The organism is Pseudoduganella violacea, assembly GCF_014191875.1.
GTDB classification, from domain to species: domain Bacteria; phylum Pseudomonadota; class Gammaproteobacteria; order Burkholderiales; family Burkholderiaceae_D; genus Rugamonas; species Rugamonas violacea_A.
Window position 1 is genome coordinate 162594 of the sequence record NZ_JACHXD010000005.1, and the last position, 15527, is coordinate 178120.

Genomic DNA, 15527 nt, shown 5'->3' on the forward strand with positions numbered 1-15527 from the left:
GGACGCCGGCCGCCATGGGGCGGCAGCCTGCTGGGGGAGCGATGACGATCAAGCTGCGGTGGCAAGCCCGCCTGCTGTGCGCTGCTGTCCTCGCATCGGCTACCGTCGCTTCCGTATCGGCCACCGGCCGCGCCGCCGCGCCGGCCCAACGTTTCACGGTCGGCGTCGAAAACCTGCAGTACTATCCCTTGCACACGGTGGATGGCGCCAACCGCTACCGCGGCTTTGCGCGCGATGTGCTGGACGCTTTCGCCAGCCAGCAAGGCTATGCCTTCGACTACGTGCCGCTGCCGATCAACCGCCTGTACACGCGTTTCCTGAAGGAGCGCACGCTCGATTTCAAATATCCCGACCATCCGAAATGGCGCGAAGAGCTGCGCCACGGCTTGAAGCTCAGCTATAGCAATGTGGTGGTGTCGACCGAGGAGGGCGCGATGGTGCTGCCGCGCCACCGCGGCCGTCCGCTGAGCGAGGTGCGCAGCATGGGCACGGGGCTCGGCTTCACGCCCTGGCCCTACCGCCAGGCCATCGACAGCAAGGCCATCGCCATCAGCACCAGCAATAGCTTCGACGGCCTGCTGCGCCATGCGCTGGCCGACCATATCGACGTGGTGTATATGAATGTGGATGTGGCCAACTACCTGCTGGCCGAGGAATTGAAGGCGCCGGGCGGCCTGATTTTCGATCCAGCCCTGCCGCATGCGCGTTCGGACTTCCGCCTCTCGACCTTGCAGCATCCGGAGGTGGTGGAGCAGTTCAGCCAATTCCTGCAGCGCGAGCAGGGGCTGGTGCAGCGCTTGCGCCAGAAATACCGCATCGGCGAGCCGGTGCGGCCCTGAGCCGCACCGTGCCGCTTGCAGGAAGGCTTAGCGGCGCGCGATCAGCACGCCCAGCAGCAGGCCCACGGTGGCGCCCACCGATATCGATTTCCAGGGATTGTCGTGCACATAGGTGTCGGTGGCCTTGGCCGCGATCTTGGTGCGCGCGATCACGCTGTCTTCCAGCTTGAGCAGGTCGATCTTGGCGGTGCGCAGGCTATCCTCGAACTTGGCCTTGACCTGGCCCAAGTCGGCGGCGCCGGCCAGGCTGGCGCTGCGCAGCCACTGTTCGGCATCCTGGATGGACTGCTTCAGATCGGTCATCAGTTTTTCGCGCGCTTCGGCACTGTCCGCATGGTGGTTGATGCCGTTGCCGATGCCGTTGCTGCTTTTGCTCGTCGATTGTGCGCTCTGTTCCATGGTTCGCCTCGCTGAGTGAATGAAAGCAATCTCTAGTATAGGCCGCGGCCCGCCATTTGCGTTACGCCTTGGCAATCATGCTGTCAGCGCAAGGCGTAATCCAGTGCGATGCCGGCAAATACCGCGGCGCCCAGGTAGTTATTGTGGCGGAAGGCATAAAAGCAAGGCGCACGCTCGCGTCCGCGGATCAGGAAGTAGTGGTAGACCGAGCAGCCGATGGCCACCGCCATGCCGGCCAGGAAAGGCCAGCCCAGGCCGAAATACCAGCCGCAGAACAGCTGGATGCCGAAGTGGACGGCGTAGCACAGCATGATCATCGCCACGTCGTAGCGGCCGAAGGTGATGGCCGAGGTCTTGATGCCGATCTTCAGGTCGTCGTCGCGGTCGACCATGGCGTAGGCCGTGTCATACGCCACCGACCAGAACATATTGCTGAGCAGGAGCAGCCAGGCCACCGGCGGCACCGTGTCCTGGATGGCGGCAAAGCCCATCGGAATGCCGAAGCCGTAAGCCACGCCCAGATAGGCTTGCGGCACGGGGAAGAAGCGCTTGAACAGCGGGTAGGTGACGGCGATGCCCAGGGCCACCACGCTGAGCTGCTTGACCAGCAGGTTGAGCGGCAGGATCAGGCAGAAGGAAATGAGGGCCAGCAGCACGGCGATGCCGATGGCTTCCTTGCCGCTGACGCGGCCGCTGGTGATGGGACGCTCGGCCGTGCGCTTCACGTGGCGGTCGAAATCGCGGTCCAGGTAATCGTTGACGGCCACGCCGGCCGAACGCATCAAGAGGGTGCCGACCGAGAAGATCAGGATCAGCTGCCATGCCGGCGCGCCGCCGTTCGCCATCCACAGCGCGCCCAAGGTGGGCCACAGCAGCAGCACGGTGCCGATCGGCTTGTCCAGCCGCACCAGGCGGGCATACAGGGCCAGGCGGCCCAGGGGCGGCGTGGGGCGAGGGTCGGGGGTGGAAATTTGCACGGCAAGCTCGAATTAGTACGCGAATGTACTATTTTACTGCGCTTCGCCTTTCGCCACCGGCGTCACCCCCGGCAGCTTGCACTGGGCCACGGCCTCGCACACGGCATCGATGGCGGCTTTGCGCGTGAAGCTCTTGCGCCAGACCAGGACCACGCGCCGCGTCGGCTCGGGATTGTCGAAATAGCGGAACTGCAGCATGCCGTCGCGGCCTTCCATATCCTGCACCGAGGCGCGCGGCAGCACGGTCAGGCCGATGCCGCTGGCCACCATATGGCGGATGGTTTCCAGCGAGGAGCCTTCAAACGTGCGCTGCATGCCGTTGCCGGGCGCCGAATAGCGCGACATCTCGGGACAGACTTCGAGCACCTGGTCGCGGAAGCAGTGGCCGTTGCCCAGCAAGAGCATGGTTTCCGATTTCAAGTCCTCGGCCGGGATGCGGCTGCGCGCCGCCCACGGGTGCTGGGACGGCATGGCGACCACGAAGGGTTCGTCGTACAGCGCTTGCAGGGACATGCCGTGTTCGGGCAGGGGCAGGGCCATGATGGCCGCGTCCAGCTCGCCCTGGCGCAGCATTTCCAGCAGCTTCACGGTGAAATTTTCCTGCAGCACCAGCGGCATCTGCGGCGTGCTGGCGATCATGGTCTTGACCAGGGGCGGCAGCAGATAGGGCGCGATGGTGTAGATCACGCCCAGGCGCAGCGGGCCGGACAGCGGGTCCTTGTTCTGCTTGGCCAGCTCCTTGATGGCGGCCGTCTGTTCCAGCACCCGTTCGGCCTGGGCCACGATCTGGGCCCCCAGCGGCGTGACGGAAATCTCGGCGCCGCCGCGCTCGAACAGCACCACGCCGAGCTCGTCTTCGAGTTTCTTGATGGCGACGGAAAGGGTGGGCTGGGCCACGAAGCAGGCCTCGGCGGCGTGTCCAAAATGTTTTGCCCGTGCAACAGCAACGATGTATTTCAGTTCGGTCAGTGTCATGATTTTATTTGAACACAGGCAAGTCCGCGAAGAAACCCTATTGTAGCGGAATGCCCTGCCTATAATGGTGGGGCAAATGCGGGGGCAAACCGGGGAGGCTGCCATGTCGTCGATTTTTGGCCACGAAGAAGCACAGGCATATATGCACAAGCTGCTAAAAGCCATGCACCAGGTAGGCGGTTCGGATTTGTTCATCTCGGCCGACTTCCCGCCCAGCATCAAATCCCAGGGCGCCATGAAGGCGCTCAGCCAGCAGCGCCTGAGCGGCGACGTGACGCGCGCCCTGGCCTACGCCATCATGAACGAGAAGCAGCGGCGCGAGTTCGAAACCGAACTCGAATGCAATTTCGCCATCTCGCTGCCCGAGGTGTGCCGCTTCCGCGTCAACGTCTTCGTGCAGCAGCAGAATGTGGCGATGGTGATCCGCACCATCGCCTCGGAAATCCCGAATTTTGAAAAACTCGACCTGCCCGAAGTGCTGAAGGACGTGGTGATGACCAAGCGCGGCCTGGTGCTGGTGGTGGGCGGCACCGGCTCCGGCAAATCGACCACGCTGGCGGCCATGATCGATTACCGCAACGGCCACTCGGCCGGTCACATCATCACGGTGGAAGACCCGGTCGAATACGTGCACAGGAACAAGGGCTGCCTGGTCACGCACCGCGAAGTCGGCGTGGACACGCACAGCTGGCACAACGCGCTGAAAAATACCTTGCGCCAGGCGCCCGACGTGATCCTGATCGGCGAAATCCGCGATACCGAAACCATGGAGCATGCGATCGCCTTCGCCGAAACCGGCCACCTCTGCCTCGGCACCCTGCACGCCAACAACGCCAACCAGACCATGGACCGCATCATCAACTTCTTCCCCGAAGAGCGGCGCAACCAGCTGCTGATGGACCTGTCCTCGAACCTGCGCGCCATCGTCTCGCAGCGCCTGATCCGCACCGAGGATGGCAAAGGGCGCAAGGCCGCCATTGAAATCCTGCTCAATACGCCGACGATCGCCGAGATGATTTTCAAGGGCAGCTTCCAGACCATCAAGGAAATCATGCACAAATCGCGCGAGCTCGGCATGTGCACTTTCGACCAGGCGCTGTACGAACTCTATAATAAGGGTTACATCTCATACGAAGAAGCGCTGCGCAACGCCGACTCGGCCAACGGCCTGCGTCTGCAGATCAAGCTGCGCGGCGACCGCAAGGAGCCGGGCGGCGCGGCCGTTGCCGGCGGCGCGGCCGAACTGAGCATGCAGATGGACGAGGAAGACGAAGAAGAACCCGGCTCACACTGAAACGAAAGTCCCATGCCTGAATTTGAAGACAAGATCTGCACGCGCGCCGAACTGGCCGCGCGCATCGCCACCCTGCCGCAGCCCGTGGTGCTGACCAACGGCGTATTCGACATCCTGCACCGCGGCCACGTCACCTATCTGGGGCAGGCGCGCGCGCTGGGCGCCTCGCTGGTGGTGGCAGCCAACACCGACGCCTCGGTCAAGCGCCTGGGCAAGGGCGACGACCGGCCCTTGAACAACTGCGAAGACCGCATGGCCGTCCTGGCCGCGCTGGAAGCGGTCAGCCTGGTGGTCCCCTTTGATGAAGACACCGCGCTGGAAGTAGTGCAGGAGGCCCGTCCCGCGATTTACGCCAAAGGTGGCGACTACGATATGCGCGCCATCCCCGAAGGCCAGGCCGTGCTGGCCTATGGCGGCCAGGCCGTCGCCATCGACTTCCAGCACGACCGCTCCACCACCAAGCTGCTGGCCAAGGTGCGCAAGTTCGGCGGCTAATGCTGCAGGACGGTGATCTTGCCGTCCGCCTCCAGGAAGGTGTACTTCATCTTCTCCAGCGGGCAGTCAGCCTCGCGCAGCGCCTGCTCCACGTCGCCCTCGGCCACGCGGCAGCGCTTGACGACGCTGGAGAAGATACGGCCATCGCGGCCCAGCAGCACGGCGCTGCCATCGACCAGCTCCGCCACCTTGCGGCTGCGCGAGCTGGCGAAGGCGATCACCATATTCAGCGCGATCAGCGTGGCGGCGAGAATCAGGCCGCCCGGCACCGAATCATCGCCGCCCGACAGCGCCGGCGACACCGACTCGCTCAGCAGCATCACGACCAGCAGGTCAAAAGGCGTGAACTGGCCGATGGTACGCTTGCCCGTCACCCTCACCATCGCCAGCAGCGCCAGATAAATCAGCGCCCCGCGCAGCACCAGCTCCCACCAAGGGACATCCAGCTCGAACATGGTTCCGCTCCCGAAAAGCCCGCCCAGCCCGTTTTATACGACGATTCCCCCACGCACGCCAACACCCCACCGCTTTGATCTTGCTCAACAAATGTCCCACCCTGGTCCTCGGCGGCCCCGTCAGGCACCAGGGTGGGACATTGTTTGATCTGGATCAAGCTCGTATTGCTGGGCCAGACGGGCGGCGGTGCGGACGGTGATGGCGAAGTGGCCGGCGATTTCCTGCCAGGTGAACGCCTGCGAGCGGTGGGCCAGGGCGATGGCCTCGGCGCGGCTGCCGGCCTGGCTTTCGTAGTCGGCCAGGGTGGCGTGGTGCTCTGACGGCGCTTTGCGCAGCGGTGCGCTCAGCGGATTGGGCAAGCCGGCGCCTTGCGCGACGTAGAGGCGGTAGGCATCCAGATCGGGGAATTGCTGCAAGGTGGCGGTGGTATCCAGCCAAGCGGGCGTGATTTCCAGGCCCAGCAGGGCGCGGTAGCTGCTCCAGCGCCAGTCTGCGGCATCGCTGACCAAGCCGGCGCGCGCGGGATTGAGTACGATGTAGCGGACCAGCTCCAGCAAATGGCTGGCCTCTTGCAGCAGGACGGCGTGATAGCGGCCCTGTGTCAGATGGCCGTTCTGCGCATGGCGGAAGTTATAGCTGTGCGCATAACGGCTGTTCAGAAAGTGCATGCTTTGCGCCAGATTCGGCGCCGCCGTTTCCACCAGCAGGTGATAGTGATTGGGCATCAGGCAATAACTATGCACCCGCAGGCTGAACTTCTCGGCCGCCTCGGCCAGCAGGTCGAGCCAGATCAGGTGGTCGCGCTCATCCTGAAAAATGCTGGCGCGATGATTGCCGCGCGCCGTCACATGGTAGAGCGCCCCGGGATATTGGATGCGGACTGGTCGGTTCATATCCCCACTCTAGTCTTGCCCCCCGCCAAGCGCTTTGCGTTTGCTCAAACAATGTCCAACCCTGGTGTCAGGCACCACGGTGAGACATTGCTTGCGCTAGATCAAAGAATGTCCACCTCTGGTGCCTCGGCGGCCCCGCCTGACACCAGGGTGGGACATTTGTTGAGGAGGATCAAACGCCGCCGAGGTAGCCGTGCTGGCGCCAGGCTTCGTAGACGACCACGGCGACGGTGTTGGAGAGGTTCAGGCTGCGGTTGTCGGGGCGCATGGGCAGGCGGATGCGCTGCTCATAGGGGAAGCTGTCGCGGAACGTCGGCTCCAGGCCGCGCGTTTCGCTGCCGAAGACGAACACGTCGCCGGGCTGGAATTGCAGTTCGGCGAAGGGGCGCGAGCCGTGCGTGGTCATGGCGAACAGGCGCGCCGGGTCGGGCGCGGTGGCGGCCAGGAAGGCGGCCCAGTCTTGGTGCACTTGCATGCGGGCGTATTCGTGGTAGTCGAGGCCGGCACGCCGCATCTTGGCGTCGTCGAGCGGGAAACCGAGCGGTTCGATCAGGTGCAGCTGGGCGCCGGTGTTGGCGCACAGGCGGATGACGTTGCCGGTGTTGGGCGGAATTTCGGGCGATACGAGTACGACGTGAAACACTGCTTTCTCCTAATATGGGTGGGCCGCGGGCGGGGTGCGCGCGAAGACCAGGTTGCTGACGCGCGCGGCGCCGGCTTGTTTGCAGGCCAGGGCCAGGGCGTGCAGCGTGGCGCCGCTGCTCATCACGTCGTCGACCAGGCCGACGTGGCGCCCGTAGAGCGCGGCCTCGCTGTCGAGCGTGAAGGCGCGGGCGACATTGGCGGCGCGCTGGCCCCAGTCCAGACTGCTTTGCGGCGGCGTGTCCTGCCGCCGCTGCATCAGCCTGGCCCGTACCGGCACGCCCAGGGCGCGGCCGAGCGGACGGGCGATTTCCAAAGCCTGGTTGAAGCCGCGCTCGGCCAGACGCTGCGGTCCCAGCGGCACCGGACACAGCAGTTGCGGCAGGCTGGGCTGGGCGGAGGCGCGCCAGGCCGCCGCCAATAGCTCGCCGAACAGCCGCGCATGGGCCAGCCGGGCGCCGAATTTCAGCTGCAAGACCAGGCGGTCCACCGGCAGGGCGTAGTCGGCGGCCGTGACCGTGGCGTCGTAGGCGGGCCGCTGGCGGCGGCAGCGGCCGCAGCAGCGGTCGCCGGGCGCCAGGGCCAGCCCGGCTCCGCCGCCAGCGCCGGCCTCGATCCATGTTCCCACGTCAGTTCCGGTGCTGGCTACCGCCGGCCCGTCCTCCGGCCCAAGGCCGGCTTCGGTCTCCTCGTCGGCCAGCGGATTGGCGCAAATGCAACAGCGCGGCCGGCCGCCGCCGAAGAAGCGGGCGTGGCAGTCCGGACACAGGCCGTCGCCGCCGCGTCCGCCGCACAAGAGGCAGCGGGCCGGCAGCAGCAGGGCCAAAAAGGCGCCAGCCATCACGATTTGCCCCAAACAGGTAAACTGCGCACATTATCTCATCTATGTCTGTCACTATATGCAAGTCCCTGCCAAGCCGCCGAAACTCAGTGCTCCCATCGATCTGGAGCGCGTGCGCGCCCTGTTCCGCCATCCCGACCGCGTCCAGCCCGCCGATTTCCTGCGGCGCGAGATCGCCAGCCGTCTGCAGGACCGGCTGGCCGTGGTCAAGGTCAACCCGCAGCGCGTGCTCGACGCGGGCTGCGGTGTCGGTGCCGATCTGGCAAATTTGCAAAAAAGCTACGCTGCCGCCCAAGTCGTGGGCATCGATGCCGCGGAAGCCATGCTGGCGGCCGCGCGCGGCCAGGGCGCGCGCCAGTCGCCGCTGAACCAGTTCCTCAGCAAGCTGCTGCCGGCCAAGGCCGGCATCGACCTGCTGGTGGGGGATTTTGCCGACCTGCCGCTGGCGGCCAATAGCATCGATCTGGTGTGGTCGAACCTGGCCCTGCACTGGCATCCGCAGCCGGACCGCGTGTTCGCCGAGTGGCGCCGCGTGCTGCGTGTCGATGGTTTGTTGATGTTTTCCTGCTTCGGCCCGGACACCCTGCAAGAGCTGCGCGCGGCCTTCGCCGAGCTCGATCTGGCGCCCCATGCGTTGCCTTTTGTCGACATGCACGATTTTGGCGACCAGCTGGTGGAAGCCGGTTTTTCCACACCAGTAATGGATATGGAAAAGATAACCGTCACTTACGAGACACCGCAAAAACTGCTGGCCGATGTGCGCGCGCTGGGGGGCAATCCGCTCAGTACGCGGCGCCAAGGTTTGATCGGGCGCGCGGCCTGGCAGCGCATGTTGGCGGCGCTGGAGAAACAGCGCGGAGCGGATGGTAAATTGAAACTAACATTCGAAATTATTTATGGCCATGCATTCCGGCCAACGCCCCGTGTTACTAAAAATGGGGAAGCGATTATCCGTTTCGACCTGCCGCGCAAGCCCAAAAATTAGGCAAATCACGCCTGCATTCAAGAGTCAATCCCCGCACGGGCGGGGAATGTTCTTGATGTATATTATTGTTCCTGCTTATAATCCTTGACTAATTTTGTCAGTATTCCAACCACCCGGCAGTGATACACAAAAGCGTTCTTTGTCAGGCTGGTTGTAGCACGTGGCAATAAGGGCATTAAATCGCCAACGTCTATTGTGATATATGGTCACTGGCGGCGATCTCAAGGTTCCAGTCGGTTTTCTTAGCAATTTTTATTTTGCATGGGTATCGGCGCGGAGCCTTTGGGTGTTTTAGCGTCCAGCGCTGCTCCAGTTCGGCGGGCGGCGCGGTATGAAAAAAATTTTCTATTTTTTTTGGGTGGTTGGGGAAAACATGAAACTTGCGAAGCGACTTCAAGCGTTGATGCTCGGGCTGGCCGCAGTAAGCGCCGGAATCCCGGCGTGGGCAGAGCCTGCAACGACGGCAGCCGGCACTTATCGAGCAGCCACCGGCGGTACCGGCGGTCCTGTACCGCACCAGCTGAACCTGCAACCACCATCGACCGCCATCGCGACCGAGGTGTACGACCTGCACAATCTGATGATGATCATCTGCCTGGTGATTTTCGTCGCCGTGTTCGGCGTGATGTTCTATTCGATCCTGAAACACCGTAAATCGCTGGGCCACAAGGCCGCCACCTTCCACGAATCGACCGCCGTGGAAATCGCCTGGACCGTGGTGCCTTTCCTGATCGTGATCGGCATGGCCCTGCCGGCCACCCGCACCGTGGTCGGCATGAAGGATACCTCCAACGCCGACATCACCATCAAAGCCACCGGCATGCAGTGGAAATGGGGCTATGACTACCTGAAAGGCGAGGGCGAGGGCATTTCCTTTGTCTCCAACCTGTCCACCCCGCGCGCCCAGATCGGCGCCCCGGGCGTCGCCCCGACCGAAGCGCGCGGCGAAAACTACCTGATGGAAGTCGACAACGAAGTCGTGGTGCCGGTGAACAAGAAAATCCGCATCGTGACCACCGCCAACGACGTGATCCACGCCTGGATGATCCCGGCCTTCGCCGTCAAGCAGGATGCGATCCCCGGTTTCGTGCGCGACGCCTGGTTCAAATCGCAGCATACTGGCGTCTTCCGCGGCAATTGCGCTGAACTGTGCGGCAAGGAGCACGCCTTCATGCCCATCGTGGTGCGCGTGGTGACGGCCGAGGAATACACGGCCTGGGTCGAGGGCAAGAAGAAGGAAATGGCGGCCCTGGCCGACGATCCGAACAAGACCTGGACCATCGACGAACTGAAAACCAAGGGCGAGAAAGTGTATACCGCCAACTGCGCCGTGTGCCACCAGGCATCGGGCAAGGGCGTGCCGGGCGCGTTTGCGGCGCTGGACGGCTCGGCCATCGTGAATGGCGCGAAAGCCGAGCAGATCCACGTGCTGCTGAACGGCCAGAAGAGCGGCAAGTTCCCATCTGAAATGCCGGCATGGAAACAACTGTCGGATACCGATATTGCGGCTGTAATCACTTACACCCGTAACAACTGGTCGAACAAGCCAGCCGAAAACATCGTTCAACCAGCCGAAGTTGTGGCTGCACGCAACAAGTAATTAGGAGCTTTAGATGAGCACGAGCACACTCGATCACGCCCACGATCACGCCCATGGCCACGATCACGATCATGCACACGACCATCCGACCGGCCTGAAGCGCTGGCTGTTCGCGACCAACCACAAGGACATCGGTACCCTGTACCTGTGGTTCTCCTTCATCATGCTGCTGTCCGGCGGCGTGCTGGCGCTGATGATCCGCACCGAGCTGTTCAAGCCGGGCCTGCAGTTCTTCCAGCCGGAGTTCTTCAACCAGCTGACCACCATGCACGGCCTGGTGATGGTGTTCGGCGCCATCATGCCGGCCTTCGTCGGCTACGCCAACTGGATGATCCCGCTGCAGGTGGGCGCCTCCGACATGGCTTTCGCCCGCATGAACAACTTCTCGTTCTGGCTGCTGCCGCCGGCGGCGCTGCTGCTGGCCGGTTCCTTCTTCGTGCCGGGCGGCGCCACCGCCGCCGGCTGGACCCTGTACGCGCCGCTGTCGACCCAGATGGGCATCGGCATGGACATGGGCATCTTCGCGATGCACATCATGGGCGCCTCTTCGATCATGGGTTCGATCAACATCATCGTCACCATCCTGAACATGCGCGCGCCCGGCATGACCCTGATGAAGATGCCGATGTTCTGCTGGACCTGGCTGATCACCGCCTACCTGCTGATCGCCGTGATGCCGGTGCTGGCTGGCGCCATCACCATGACCCTGACCGACCGCCACTTCGGCACCTCCTTCTTCAACGCCGCCGGCGGCGGCGACCCGGTCATGTACCAGCACATCTTCTGGTTCTTCGGCCACCCCGAGGTCTACATCATGATCCTGCCGGCCTTCGGCATCGTCTCGCAGATCATCCCGGCCTTCGCCCGCAAACCGCTGTTCGGCTATGCCTCGATGGTATACGCCACCGCGTCGATCGCGATCCTGTCCTTCATCGTCTGGGCCCACCACATGTTCACCACCGGCATGCCGGTGACCTCCCAGCTGTTCTTCATGTACGCCACCATGCTGATCGCGGTGCCGACCGGCGTGAAAGTGTTCAACTGGATCGCCACCATGTGGCGCGGTTCCATGACCTTTGAAACCCCGATGCTGTTCGCCGTCGGCTTCATCTTCGTGTTCACCATGGGCGGCTTCACCGGCCTGATTCTGGCCGTGACCCCGATCGACATCCAGCTGCAGGACACCTACTACGTGGTGGCCCACTTCCACTACGTGCTGGTGGCCGGCTCCCTGTTTGCCCTGTTCGCCGGCTTCTACTACTGGGGTCCGAAGTGGACCGGCCATATGTACAACGAAGCGATGGGCAAGTTCCACTTCTGGGCTTCGCTGATCACCTTCAACGTGACCTTCTTCCCGATGCACTTCCTGGGCCTGGCCGGCATGCCGCGCCGCTACGCCGACTACCAGGCGCAGTTCACCGACTTCAACACGATCGCCTCCATCGGCGCCTTCGGTTTCGGCCTGTGCCAGGTGTTCTTCCTGTTCTGCGTGGTGCTGCCATGCATCCGCGGCGGCAAGAAGGCAGCCGACAAGCCATGGGAAGCCGCTGAAGGCCTGGAATGGACCGTGCCGTCGCCGGCCCCGTTCCACACCTTCGAAACGCCGCCGACCGTGAAGTGATGCGCAGGATGGACGGGCCGGCGCGGCCGGCCCGTTCCGATTAAATTGGTGTAGATGGGAAGCAGTATGTCCGACTCGAATAAACCAAAACACAATCTGCGGCTGGCCCTGATCCTGGGTTCAATCGCCCTGGTGTTCTTCATTTCCGTGTTTGCCAAGCGCGCATTGCTGAGCTGATATGAGCGAAGATACCGGCGATTCCAACCGCAAGATGCTGGTCAAGCTGATCGTCATCGCCGTGATGATGTTCGGCTTCGGCTACGCGCTGATTCCGGTCTATAAGCATATCTGCGAGGTGCTGGGCATCAATGTGCTGACCCAGCGCGACGGCAGCGTCGACGTGGGCAAGAATACCCAGGTCGACACCAGCCGTTCCATCACCATCGAACTGGATAGCAATGTGCAGGGGACGCTGCGTTTCCGTCCCACCCAGAGCAGCATCACGGTGCACCCGGGCGAGATGGCCACGGTGGTGTACGAGGTGGTGAACAGCCTGCCGCGCACGGTGCACGCCCAGGCCATTCCGAGTTACGCGCCGCACAGCGTCACGCCGCATTTCAAGAAGATGGAATGCTTCTGCTTCAAGCAGCAGACCTTGCAGGCGAACGAGGCGCGGCAGATGCCGGTGGTGTTCTACATCGACCCGGCCGTGCCGAAGGAAGTGAAGACGGTCACGCTGTCTTACACCTTCTTCGAAATCGCCGGTCTGGAAAAAACGGCCTCCAATTAAGGGAAGGCGCGCATGGATGATTTAAAAGGGAAGCAGCAGCAGGCTTCTTTCATGTATTCGATGAAGGCGGTGGTCTGGTCGTTTTTCGGCCTGCGCCGCAAGCGCGATTTCGATACCGACTCGGCGAAACTGAACCCGGTCCATATCATCATCGCTGCCTTGCTGGCCGTCGCCATGTTTATCGGCTTGCTGATCACGGTCGTCAAGCTGGTCGTTCCAACATAATTGTGCAGTTCTCGGAAGCTTTTAAGGGGAGAAGAAAATGAGTTCGAATAACGCCGCGGCGCCGTATTATTTCGTGCCAGGTCCGTCCCGCTGGCCGATGCTTGGCGGGATGTCGCTGCTGCTGACCATGGTCGGCGCATCGGCCTGGGTGAATGACCTGTCCTGGGGCATGTATGCCAATCTGCTGGGGATTCTGTGCACCCTGGCCGTGCTGTGGTTCTGGTTCGGCGACGCCATCGGCGAATCCGAAAAAGGCCTGTACTCCAAGCGCATCGACCACTCCTTCCGCTGGTCCATGGGCTGGTTCATCTTCTCCGAGGTGATGTTCTTCGGCGCCTTCTTCGGCGCCCTGTACTATGCGCGCACGATCACCATGCCTTGGCTGGGCGATCTGGACCACAAGCTGATCTGGCCTGATTTCGCCGGCCAGTGGGGCGACACCGGCCCGGCCGGCGTGGTCGAAACCTTCAAGACCATGGGTCCGTTCCCGATCCCGACCATCAATACCGCGCTGCTGCTGACCTCGGGCCTGACCCTGACCATTTCGCACCACGCCTTGCGCGCCGGCCATCGCGGCGCGACCGCCTTCTGGCTGGCCGCCACTGTGCTGCTGGGCGCTGTCTTCATGGGCTTCCAGGCTTACGAGTACATCCACGCCTACCATGAGCTGAACCTGAAGCTGACCTCGGGCATCTACGGTTCCACCTTCTTCATGCTGACCGGCTTCCACGGCTTCCACGTGACCATGGGCGCGATCATGCTGAGCGTGGTGCTGGGCCGCGTGCTGAAAGGCCACTTCACGCCGGACAACCACTTTGCCTTCGAAGGCGCCGCCTGGTACTGGCACTTTGTGGACGTGGTCTGGCTCGGCCTGTACGTCGTCGTGTACTGGATGTAAGAGGTGGGTATAATGCGCGGCGACTAGTCGCACATAATAGAAAAGCCGCCGCGGTCAGTCCGGGCGGCTTTTTCTTTGCCGCTGTTGTTACTGGCGGATGCCGGTCGGCTGGATATAACCGAGTTTGTGCGCCAGCAGGAGCAGCAGGAAGAGGGCGATGGAAAAGCCCACGCGCATGGCCAGCGCGCGCACCGTGCGGTTGCTGCGGCCCTGGTCGCGCATCAGGTAGAAAAAGGCCGACGCCAGGCTGCCGATGATGAGCACGAAGGCGAGGGCAACGATATATTTCATGGTCTGTAGAAGATTGGATCGGTCAGGACTTCATTGTAATGCGTATCGCCTTCCGCTTTAAACTGATTCCCTTCATTGCCATGCTGCTGCTGGTGGCGCTCGGCGTGTCGCTGGGCCAGTGGCAGGACCGCCGCGCCGCCGAGAAAAGCGCGCGCGAAGCGAAGCTGGCGGCGGGTAACGCGGCCGCGCCGCTGAATGTGGGCGCGGCGCCGCTGGCCGCCGCCGATGTCGAGTTCCGCCGCATCACCGTCACCGGCGAATTCGTCGCCGGCTGGCCGCTTTATCTGGACAACCGCCCCTACAAGGGCCGCGCCGGTTTCTACCTGCTGATGCCCCTGCGCGTGGCCGGCTCCGACATGCATGTGCTGGTGGCGCGCGGCTGGCTGCCGCGCGATATGGCCGAGCGCAGCAAGCTGCCCGACTACGCCACCCCATCCGGTTCCATCACCGTGCAGGGCGTGGCGCGCCTCAATCCCGGCCACGTGATGGAGCTGGGCAGCCAGCCGCCGCTGACGCCGCGCGCCATCGTGCAGAACGCCGATGCCGCCACGGTCGGCGCGGCCAGCGGCCTGCGTTTCCAGCCCTTCGTGCTGGAGCAGACATCCCTCGACGCCGGCGAAACGGCGCAGGCGCCCGGCCCGCTGGTGCGCGATTGGCCCGCGCCCGCGCTGGGCGTGGAAAAACACCGTGGCTATGCCTTCCAGTGGTACGCGCTGGCGGCCATGGCCTTTCTTTTCTTTGTGATTACTGGATTCAGACGTGGAAACAAATAAAGACGACAGCCAGCGCAAACGCACTGGCCGCTGGAAGCTGCTGGCCGTGCTGGCCGTGTGCGCGACGCCCCTGCTGGCCTCCTACTTCACCTATTACGTCATCAAGCCAACTTCGCGCAATAACTACGGCGCCCTGATCGATCCGCGCCAGTATCCGATTCCGGCCATGGCCAGCACGGAGCTGGACGGCAAGGCCGCCACTTTGGACGAGATGAAAGGCAAGTGGATCATGCTGAAGGTGGGGGGCTCCGACTGCCAGCAGGCCTGCCAGGACCAGCTGTTCGCCATGCGCCAGCTGCGCACCATGCAGGGCAAGGAGATGGAGCGCATCGAGCGCGTCTGGCTGATCACCGACCAGGAGCCGCTGGAAACCATGCTGCTGCGCGTGAACGACGGCACCCGCATGCTGCGCGCGCCGGCCGAGGCCATCGCCAAATGGCTGCCGGTGGAGCAGGGCGGCAAGGCCGATGAGCATATCTATCTGATCGACCCGCTCGGCAATCTGATGATGCGCTTCCCGAAAAATCCCGACCCGTCGAAGATGAAGAAGGATATCGGCAAGCTGCTGAAGGCTTCGGCCATCGGTTAAGGTA

General features: G+C 63.1%; 20 protein-coding genes. 12 read left to right on the forward strand and 8 right to left on the reverse strand.

Annotated features, from left to right (window positions below; translation table 11 throughout):
- Window positions 1-41: 41 nt before the first annotated feature.
- On the forward strand, window positions 42-839 hold the full coding sequence (locus FHS03_RS11065; RefSeq protein WP_183441032.1) for a transporter substrate-binding domain-containing protein: 798 nt from the start codon (window positions 42-44) through the stop codon (window positions 837-839).
- 27 nt (window positions 840-866) lie between these two features.
- Here FHS03_RS11065 and FHS03_RS11070 read toward each other — a convergent pair whose 3' ends face one another.
- From FHS03_RS11070 to FHS03_RS11080, 3 genes are all read right to left on the reverse strand, one after another.
- Window positions 867-1238 carry an ElaB/YgaM/YqjD family protein gene (locus FHS03_RS11070; RefSeq protein WP_183441033.1) on the reverse strand — a complete coding sequence of 124 codons (372 nt, stop codon included), beginning with the start codon at window positions 1236-1238 and terminating at the stop codon, window positions 867-869.
- Window positions 1239-1321: 83 nt separating this feature from the next.
- Window positions 1322-2176 carry a 4-hydroxybenzoate octaprenyltransferase gene (ubiA, locus tag FHS03_RS11075; RefSeq protein WP_183441186.1) on the reverse strand — a complete coding sequence of 285 codons (855 nt, stop codon included), beginning with the start codon at window positions 2174-2176 and terminating at the stop codon, window positions 1322-1324.
- 72 nt (window positions 2177-2248) lie between these two features.
- Entirely contained in the window at window positions 2249-3190 is a 942-nt protein-coding gene (locus tag FHS03_RS11080; protein WP_183441034.1) for a hydrogen peroxide-inducible genes activator, read from the reverse strand.
- Window positions 3191-3293: 103 nt separating this feature from the next.
- Between FHS03_RS11080 and FHS03_RS11085 the strand changes: the two genes are divergently transcribed.
- Together FHS03_RS11085 and rfaE2 are read left to right on the forward strand one after the other, a co-directional pair.
- On the forward strand, window positions 3294-4484 hold the full coding sequence (locus tag FHS03_RS11085) for a PilT/PilU family type 4a pilus ATPase (RefSeq protein WP_183441035.1): 1191 nt from the start codon (window positions 3294-3296) through the stop codon (window positions 4482-4484).
- A 12-nt stretch (window positions 4485-4496) separates the two neighbouring features.
- Window positions 4497-4979 carry a D-glycero-beta-D-manno-heptose 1-phosphate adenylyltransferase gene (gene rfaE2 / locus FHS03_RS11090; RefSeq protein ID WP_183441036.1) on the forward strand — a complete coding sequence of 161 codons (483 nt, stop codon included), beginning with the start codon at window positions 4497-4499 and terminating at the stop codon, window positions 4977-4979.
- Here rfaE2 and FHS03_RS11095 read toward each other — a convergent pair.
- From FHS03_RS11095 to FHS03_RS11110, 4 genes are all read right to left on the reverse strand, one after another.
- Window positions 4976-5434 carry a DUF421 domain-containing protein gene (locus FHS03_RS11095; protein WP_183441037.1) on the reverse strand — a complete coding sequence of 153 codons (459 nt, stop codon included), beginning with the start codon at window positions 5432-5434 and terminating at the stop codon, window positions 4976-4978. The genes rfaE2 and FHS03_RS11095 overlap by 4 nt on opposite strands.
- Before the next feature lie 120 nt (window positions 5435-5554).
- Entirely contained in the window at window positions 5555-6328 is a 774-nt protein-coding gene (locus FHS03_RS11100) for an REP-associated tyrosine transposase (RefSeq protein ID WP_183441038.1), read from the reverse strand.
- A 172-nt stretch (window positions 6329-6500) separates the two neighbouring features.
- A complete protein-coding gene (gene trmL / locus FHS03_RS11105; RefSeq protein WP_183441039.1) occupies window positions 6501-6971 on the reverse strand; it encodes a tRNA (uridine(34)/cytosine(34)/5-carboxymethylaminomethyluridine(34)-2'-O)-methyltransferase TrmL in 471 nt (156 codons plus the stop codon).
- Window positions 6972-6980: 9 nt separating this feature from the next.
- Window positions 6981-7811 (reverse strand): ComF family protein, encoded by an 831-nt coding sequence (locus FHS03_RS11110; RefSeq protein WP_183441040.1) that lies wholly within the window; start codon window positions 7809-7811, stop codon window positions 6981-6983.
- Between the two features lie 58 nt (window positions 7812-7869).
- Between FHS03_RS11110 and FHS03_RS11115 the strand changes: the two genes are divergently transcribed.
- The 7 genes from FHS03_RS11115 (at window position 7870) to FHS03_RS11140 (ending at window position 13870) form a co-directional block, all read left to right on the forward strand.
- Window positions 7870-8796 carry a methyltransferase domain-containing protein gene (locus tag FHS03_RS11115; RefSeq protein ID WP_183441041.1) on the forward strand — a complete coding sequence of 309 codons (927 nt, stop codon included), beginning with the start codon at window positions 7870-7872 and terminating at the stop codon, window positions 8794-8796.
- Window positions 8797-9169: 373 nt separating this feature from the next.
- Window positions 9170-10396: a cytochrome c oxidase subunit II gene (gene coxB, locus FHS03_RS11120; RefSeq protein WP_183441042.1), complete on the forward strand. Its 1227-nt coding sequence runs from the start codon at window positions 9170-9172 to the stop codon at window positions 10394-10396.
- Window positions 10397-10409: 13 nt separating this feature from the next.
- The gene (gene ctaD / locus FHS03_RS11125) at window positions 10410-12017 is read left to right on the forward strand and encodes a cytochrome c oxidase subunit I (RefSeq protein ID WP_183441043.1); all 1608 of its coding nucleotides are present in this window, start codon (window positions 10410-10412) and stop codon (window positions 12015-12017) included.
- A gap of 66 nt (window positions 12018-12083) precedes the next feature.
- The gene (locus FHS03_RS27930; protein ID WP_221208111.1) at window positions 12084-12194 is read left to right on the forward strand and encodes a cytochrome oxidase small assembly protein; all 111 of its coding nucleotides are present in this window, start codon (window positions 12084-12086) and stop codon (window positions 12192-12194) included.
- 1 nt (window position 12195) lies between these two features.
- Window positions 12196-12747 carry a cytochrome c oxidase assembly protein gene (locus FHS03_RS11130; protein WP_050409368.1) on the forward strand — a complete coding sequence of 184 codons (552 nt, stop codon included), beginning with the start codon at window positions 12196-12198 and terminating at the stop codon, window positions 12745-12747.
- 12 nt (window positions 12748-12759) lie between these two features.
- Window positions 12760-12972, forward strand: a complete 213-nt coding sequence (locus FHS03_RS11135) for a DUF2970 domain-containing protein (RefSeq protein WP_183441044.1) — start codon at window positions 12760-12762, stop codon at window positions 12970-12972.
- 37 nt (window positions 12973-13009) lie between these two features.
- Window positions 13010-13870: a cytochrome c oxidase subunit 3 gene (locus FHS03_RS11140; protein ID WP_183441045.1), complete on the forward strand. Its 861-nt coding sequence runs from the start codon at window positions 13010-13012 to the stop codon at window positions 13868-13870.
- An 87-nt stretch (window positions 13871-13957) separates the two neighbouring features.
- Here FHS03_RS11140 and FHS03_RS11145 read toward each other — a convergent pair whose 3' ends face one another.
- Window positions 13958-14161, reverse strand: coding sequence for a twin transmembrane helix small protein (locus tag FHS03_RS11145; RefSeq protein WP_050409365.1), 204 nt, complete (start codon window positions 14159-14161; stop codon window positions 13958-13960).
- A 38-nt stretch (window positions 14162-14199) separates the two neighbouring features.
- Between FHS03_RS11145 and FHS03_RS11150 the strand changes: the two genes are divergently transcribed.
- Window positions 14200-14934 (forward strand): SURF1 family protein, encoded by a 735-nt coding sequence (locus FHS03_RS11150; protein WP_183441046.1) that lies wholly within the window; start codon window positions 14200-14202, stop codon window positions 14932-14934.
- A complete protein-coding gene (locus FHS03_RS11155) occupies window positions 14921-15523 on the forward strand; it encodes an SCO family protein (RefSeq protein ID WP_183441047.1) in 603 nt (200 codons plus the stop codon). The genes FHS03_RS11150 and FHS03_RS11155 overlap by 14 nt, the downstream gene beginning before the upstream one ends.
- The last annotated feature ends 4 nt before the right edge of the window (window positions 15524-15527 follow it).

Bases quoted from the DNA above. Each gene is read 5' to 3' on its own strand.
- FHS03_RS11095 (WP_183441037.1), bottom strand. From the start codon at position 5,434: ATGTTCGAGCTGGATGTCCCTTGGTGGGAGCTGGTGCTGCGCGGGGCG.
- FHS03_RS11135 (WP_183441044.1), top strand. From the start codon at position 12,760: ATGGATGATTTAAAAGGGAAGCAGCAGCAGGCTTCTTTCATGTATTCG.
- coxB (WP_183441042.1), top strand. From the start codon at position 9,170: ATGAAACTTGCGAAGCGACTTCAAGCGTTGATGCTCGGGCTGGCCGCA.
- FHS03_RS11115 (WP_183441041.1), top strand. From the start codon at position 7,870: ATGCAAGTCCCTGCCAAGCCGCCGAAACTCAGTGCTCCCATCGATCTG.
- FHS03_RS11110 (WP_183441040.1), bottom strand. From the start codon at position 7,811: ATGGCTGGCGCCTTTTTGGCCCTGCTGCTGCCGGCCCGCTGCCTCTTG.
- FHS03_RS11130 (WP_050409368.1), top strand. From the start codon at position 12,196: ATGAGCGAAGATACCGGCGATTCCAACCGCAAGATGCTGGTCAAGCTG.
- FHS03_RS27930 (WP_221208111.1), top strand. From the start codon at position 12,084: ATGTCCGACTCGAATAAACCAAAACACAATCTGCGGCTGGCCCTGATC.
- FHS03_RS11065 (WP_183441032.1), top strand. From the start codon at position 42: ATGACGATCAAGCTGCGGTGGCAAGCCCGCCTGCTGTGCGCTGCTGTC.
- FHS03_RS11140 (WP_183441045.1), top strand. From the start codon at position 13,010: ATGAGTTCGAATAACGCCGCGGCGCCGTATTATTTCGTGCCAGGTCCG.
- FHS03_RS11080 (WP_183441034.1), bottom strand. From the start codon at position 3,190: ATGACACTGACCGAACTGAAATACATCGTTGCTGTTGCACGGGCAAAA.
- FHS03_RS11100 (WP_183441038.1), bottom strand. From the start codon at position 6,328: ATGAACCGACCAGTCCGCATCCAATATCCCGGGGCGCTCTACCATGTG.
- ctaD (WP_183441043.1), top strand. From the start codon at position 10,410: ATGAGCACGAGCACACTCGATCACGCCCACGATCACGCCCATGGCCAC.
- FHS03_RS11070 (WP_183441033.1), bottom strand. From the start codon at position 1,238: ATGGAACAGAGCGCACAATCGACGAGCAAAAGCAGCAACGGCATCGGC.
- rfaE2 (WP_183441036.1), top strand. From the start codon at position 4,497: ATGCCTGAATTTGAAGACAAGATCTGCACGCGCGCCGAACTGGCCGCG.
- FHS03_RS11150 (WP_183441046.1), top strand. From the start codon at position 14,200: ATGCGTATCGCCTTCCGCTTTAAACTGATTCCCTTCATTGCCATGCTG.
- FHS03_RS11145 (WP_050409365.1), bottom strand. From the start codon at position 14,161: ATGAAATATATCGTTGCCCTCGCCTTCGTGCTCATCATCGGCAGCCTG.
- FHS03_RS11085 (WP_183441035.1), top strand. From the start codon at position 3,294: ATGTCGTCGATTTTTGGCCACGAAGAAGCACAGGCATATATGCACAAG.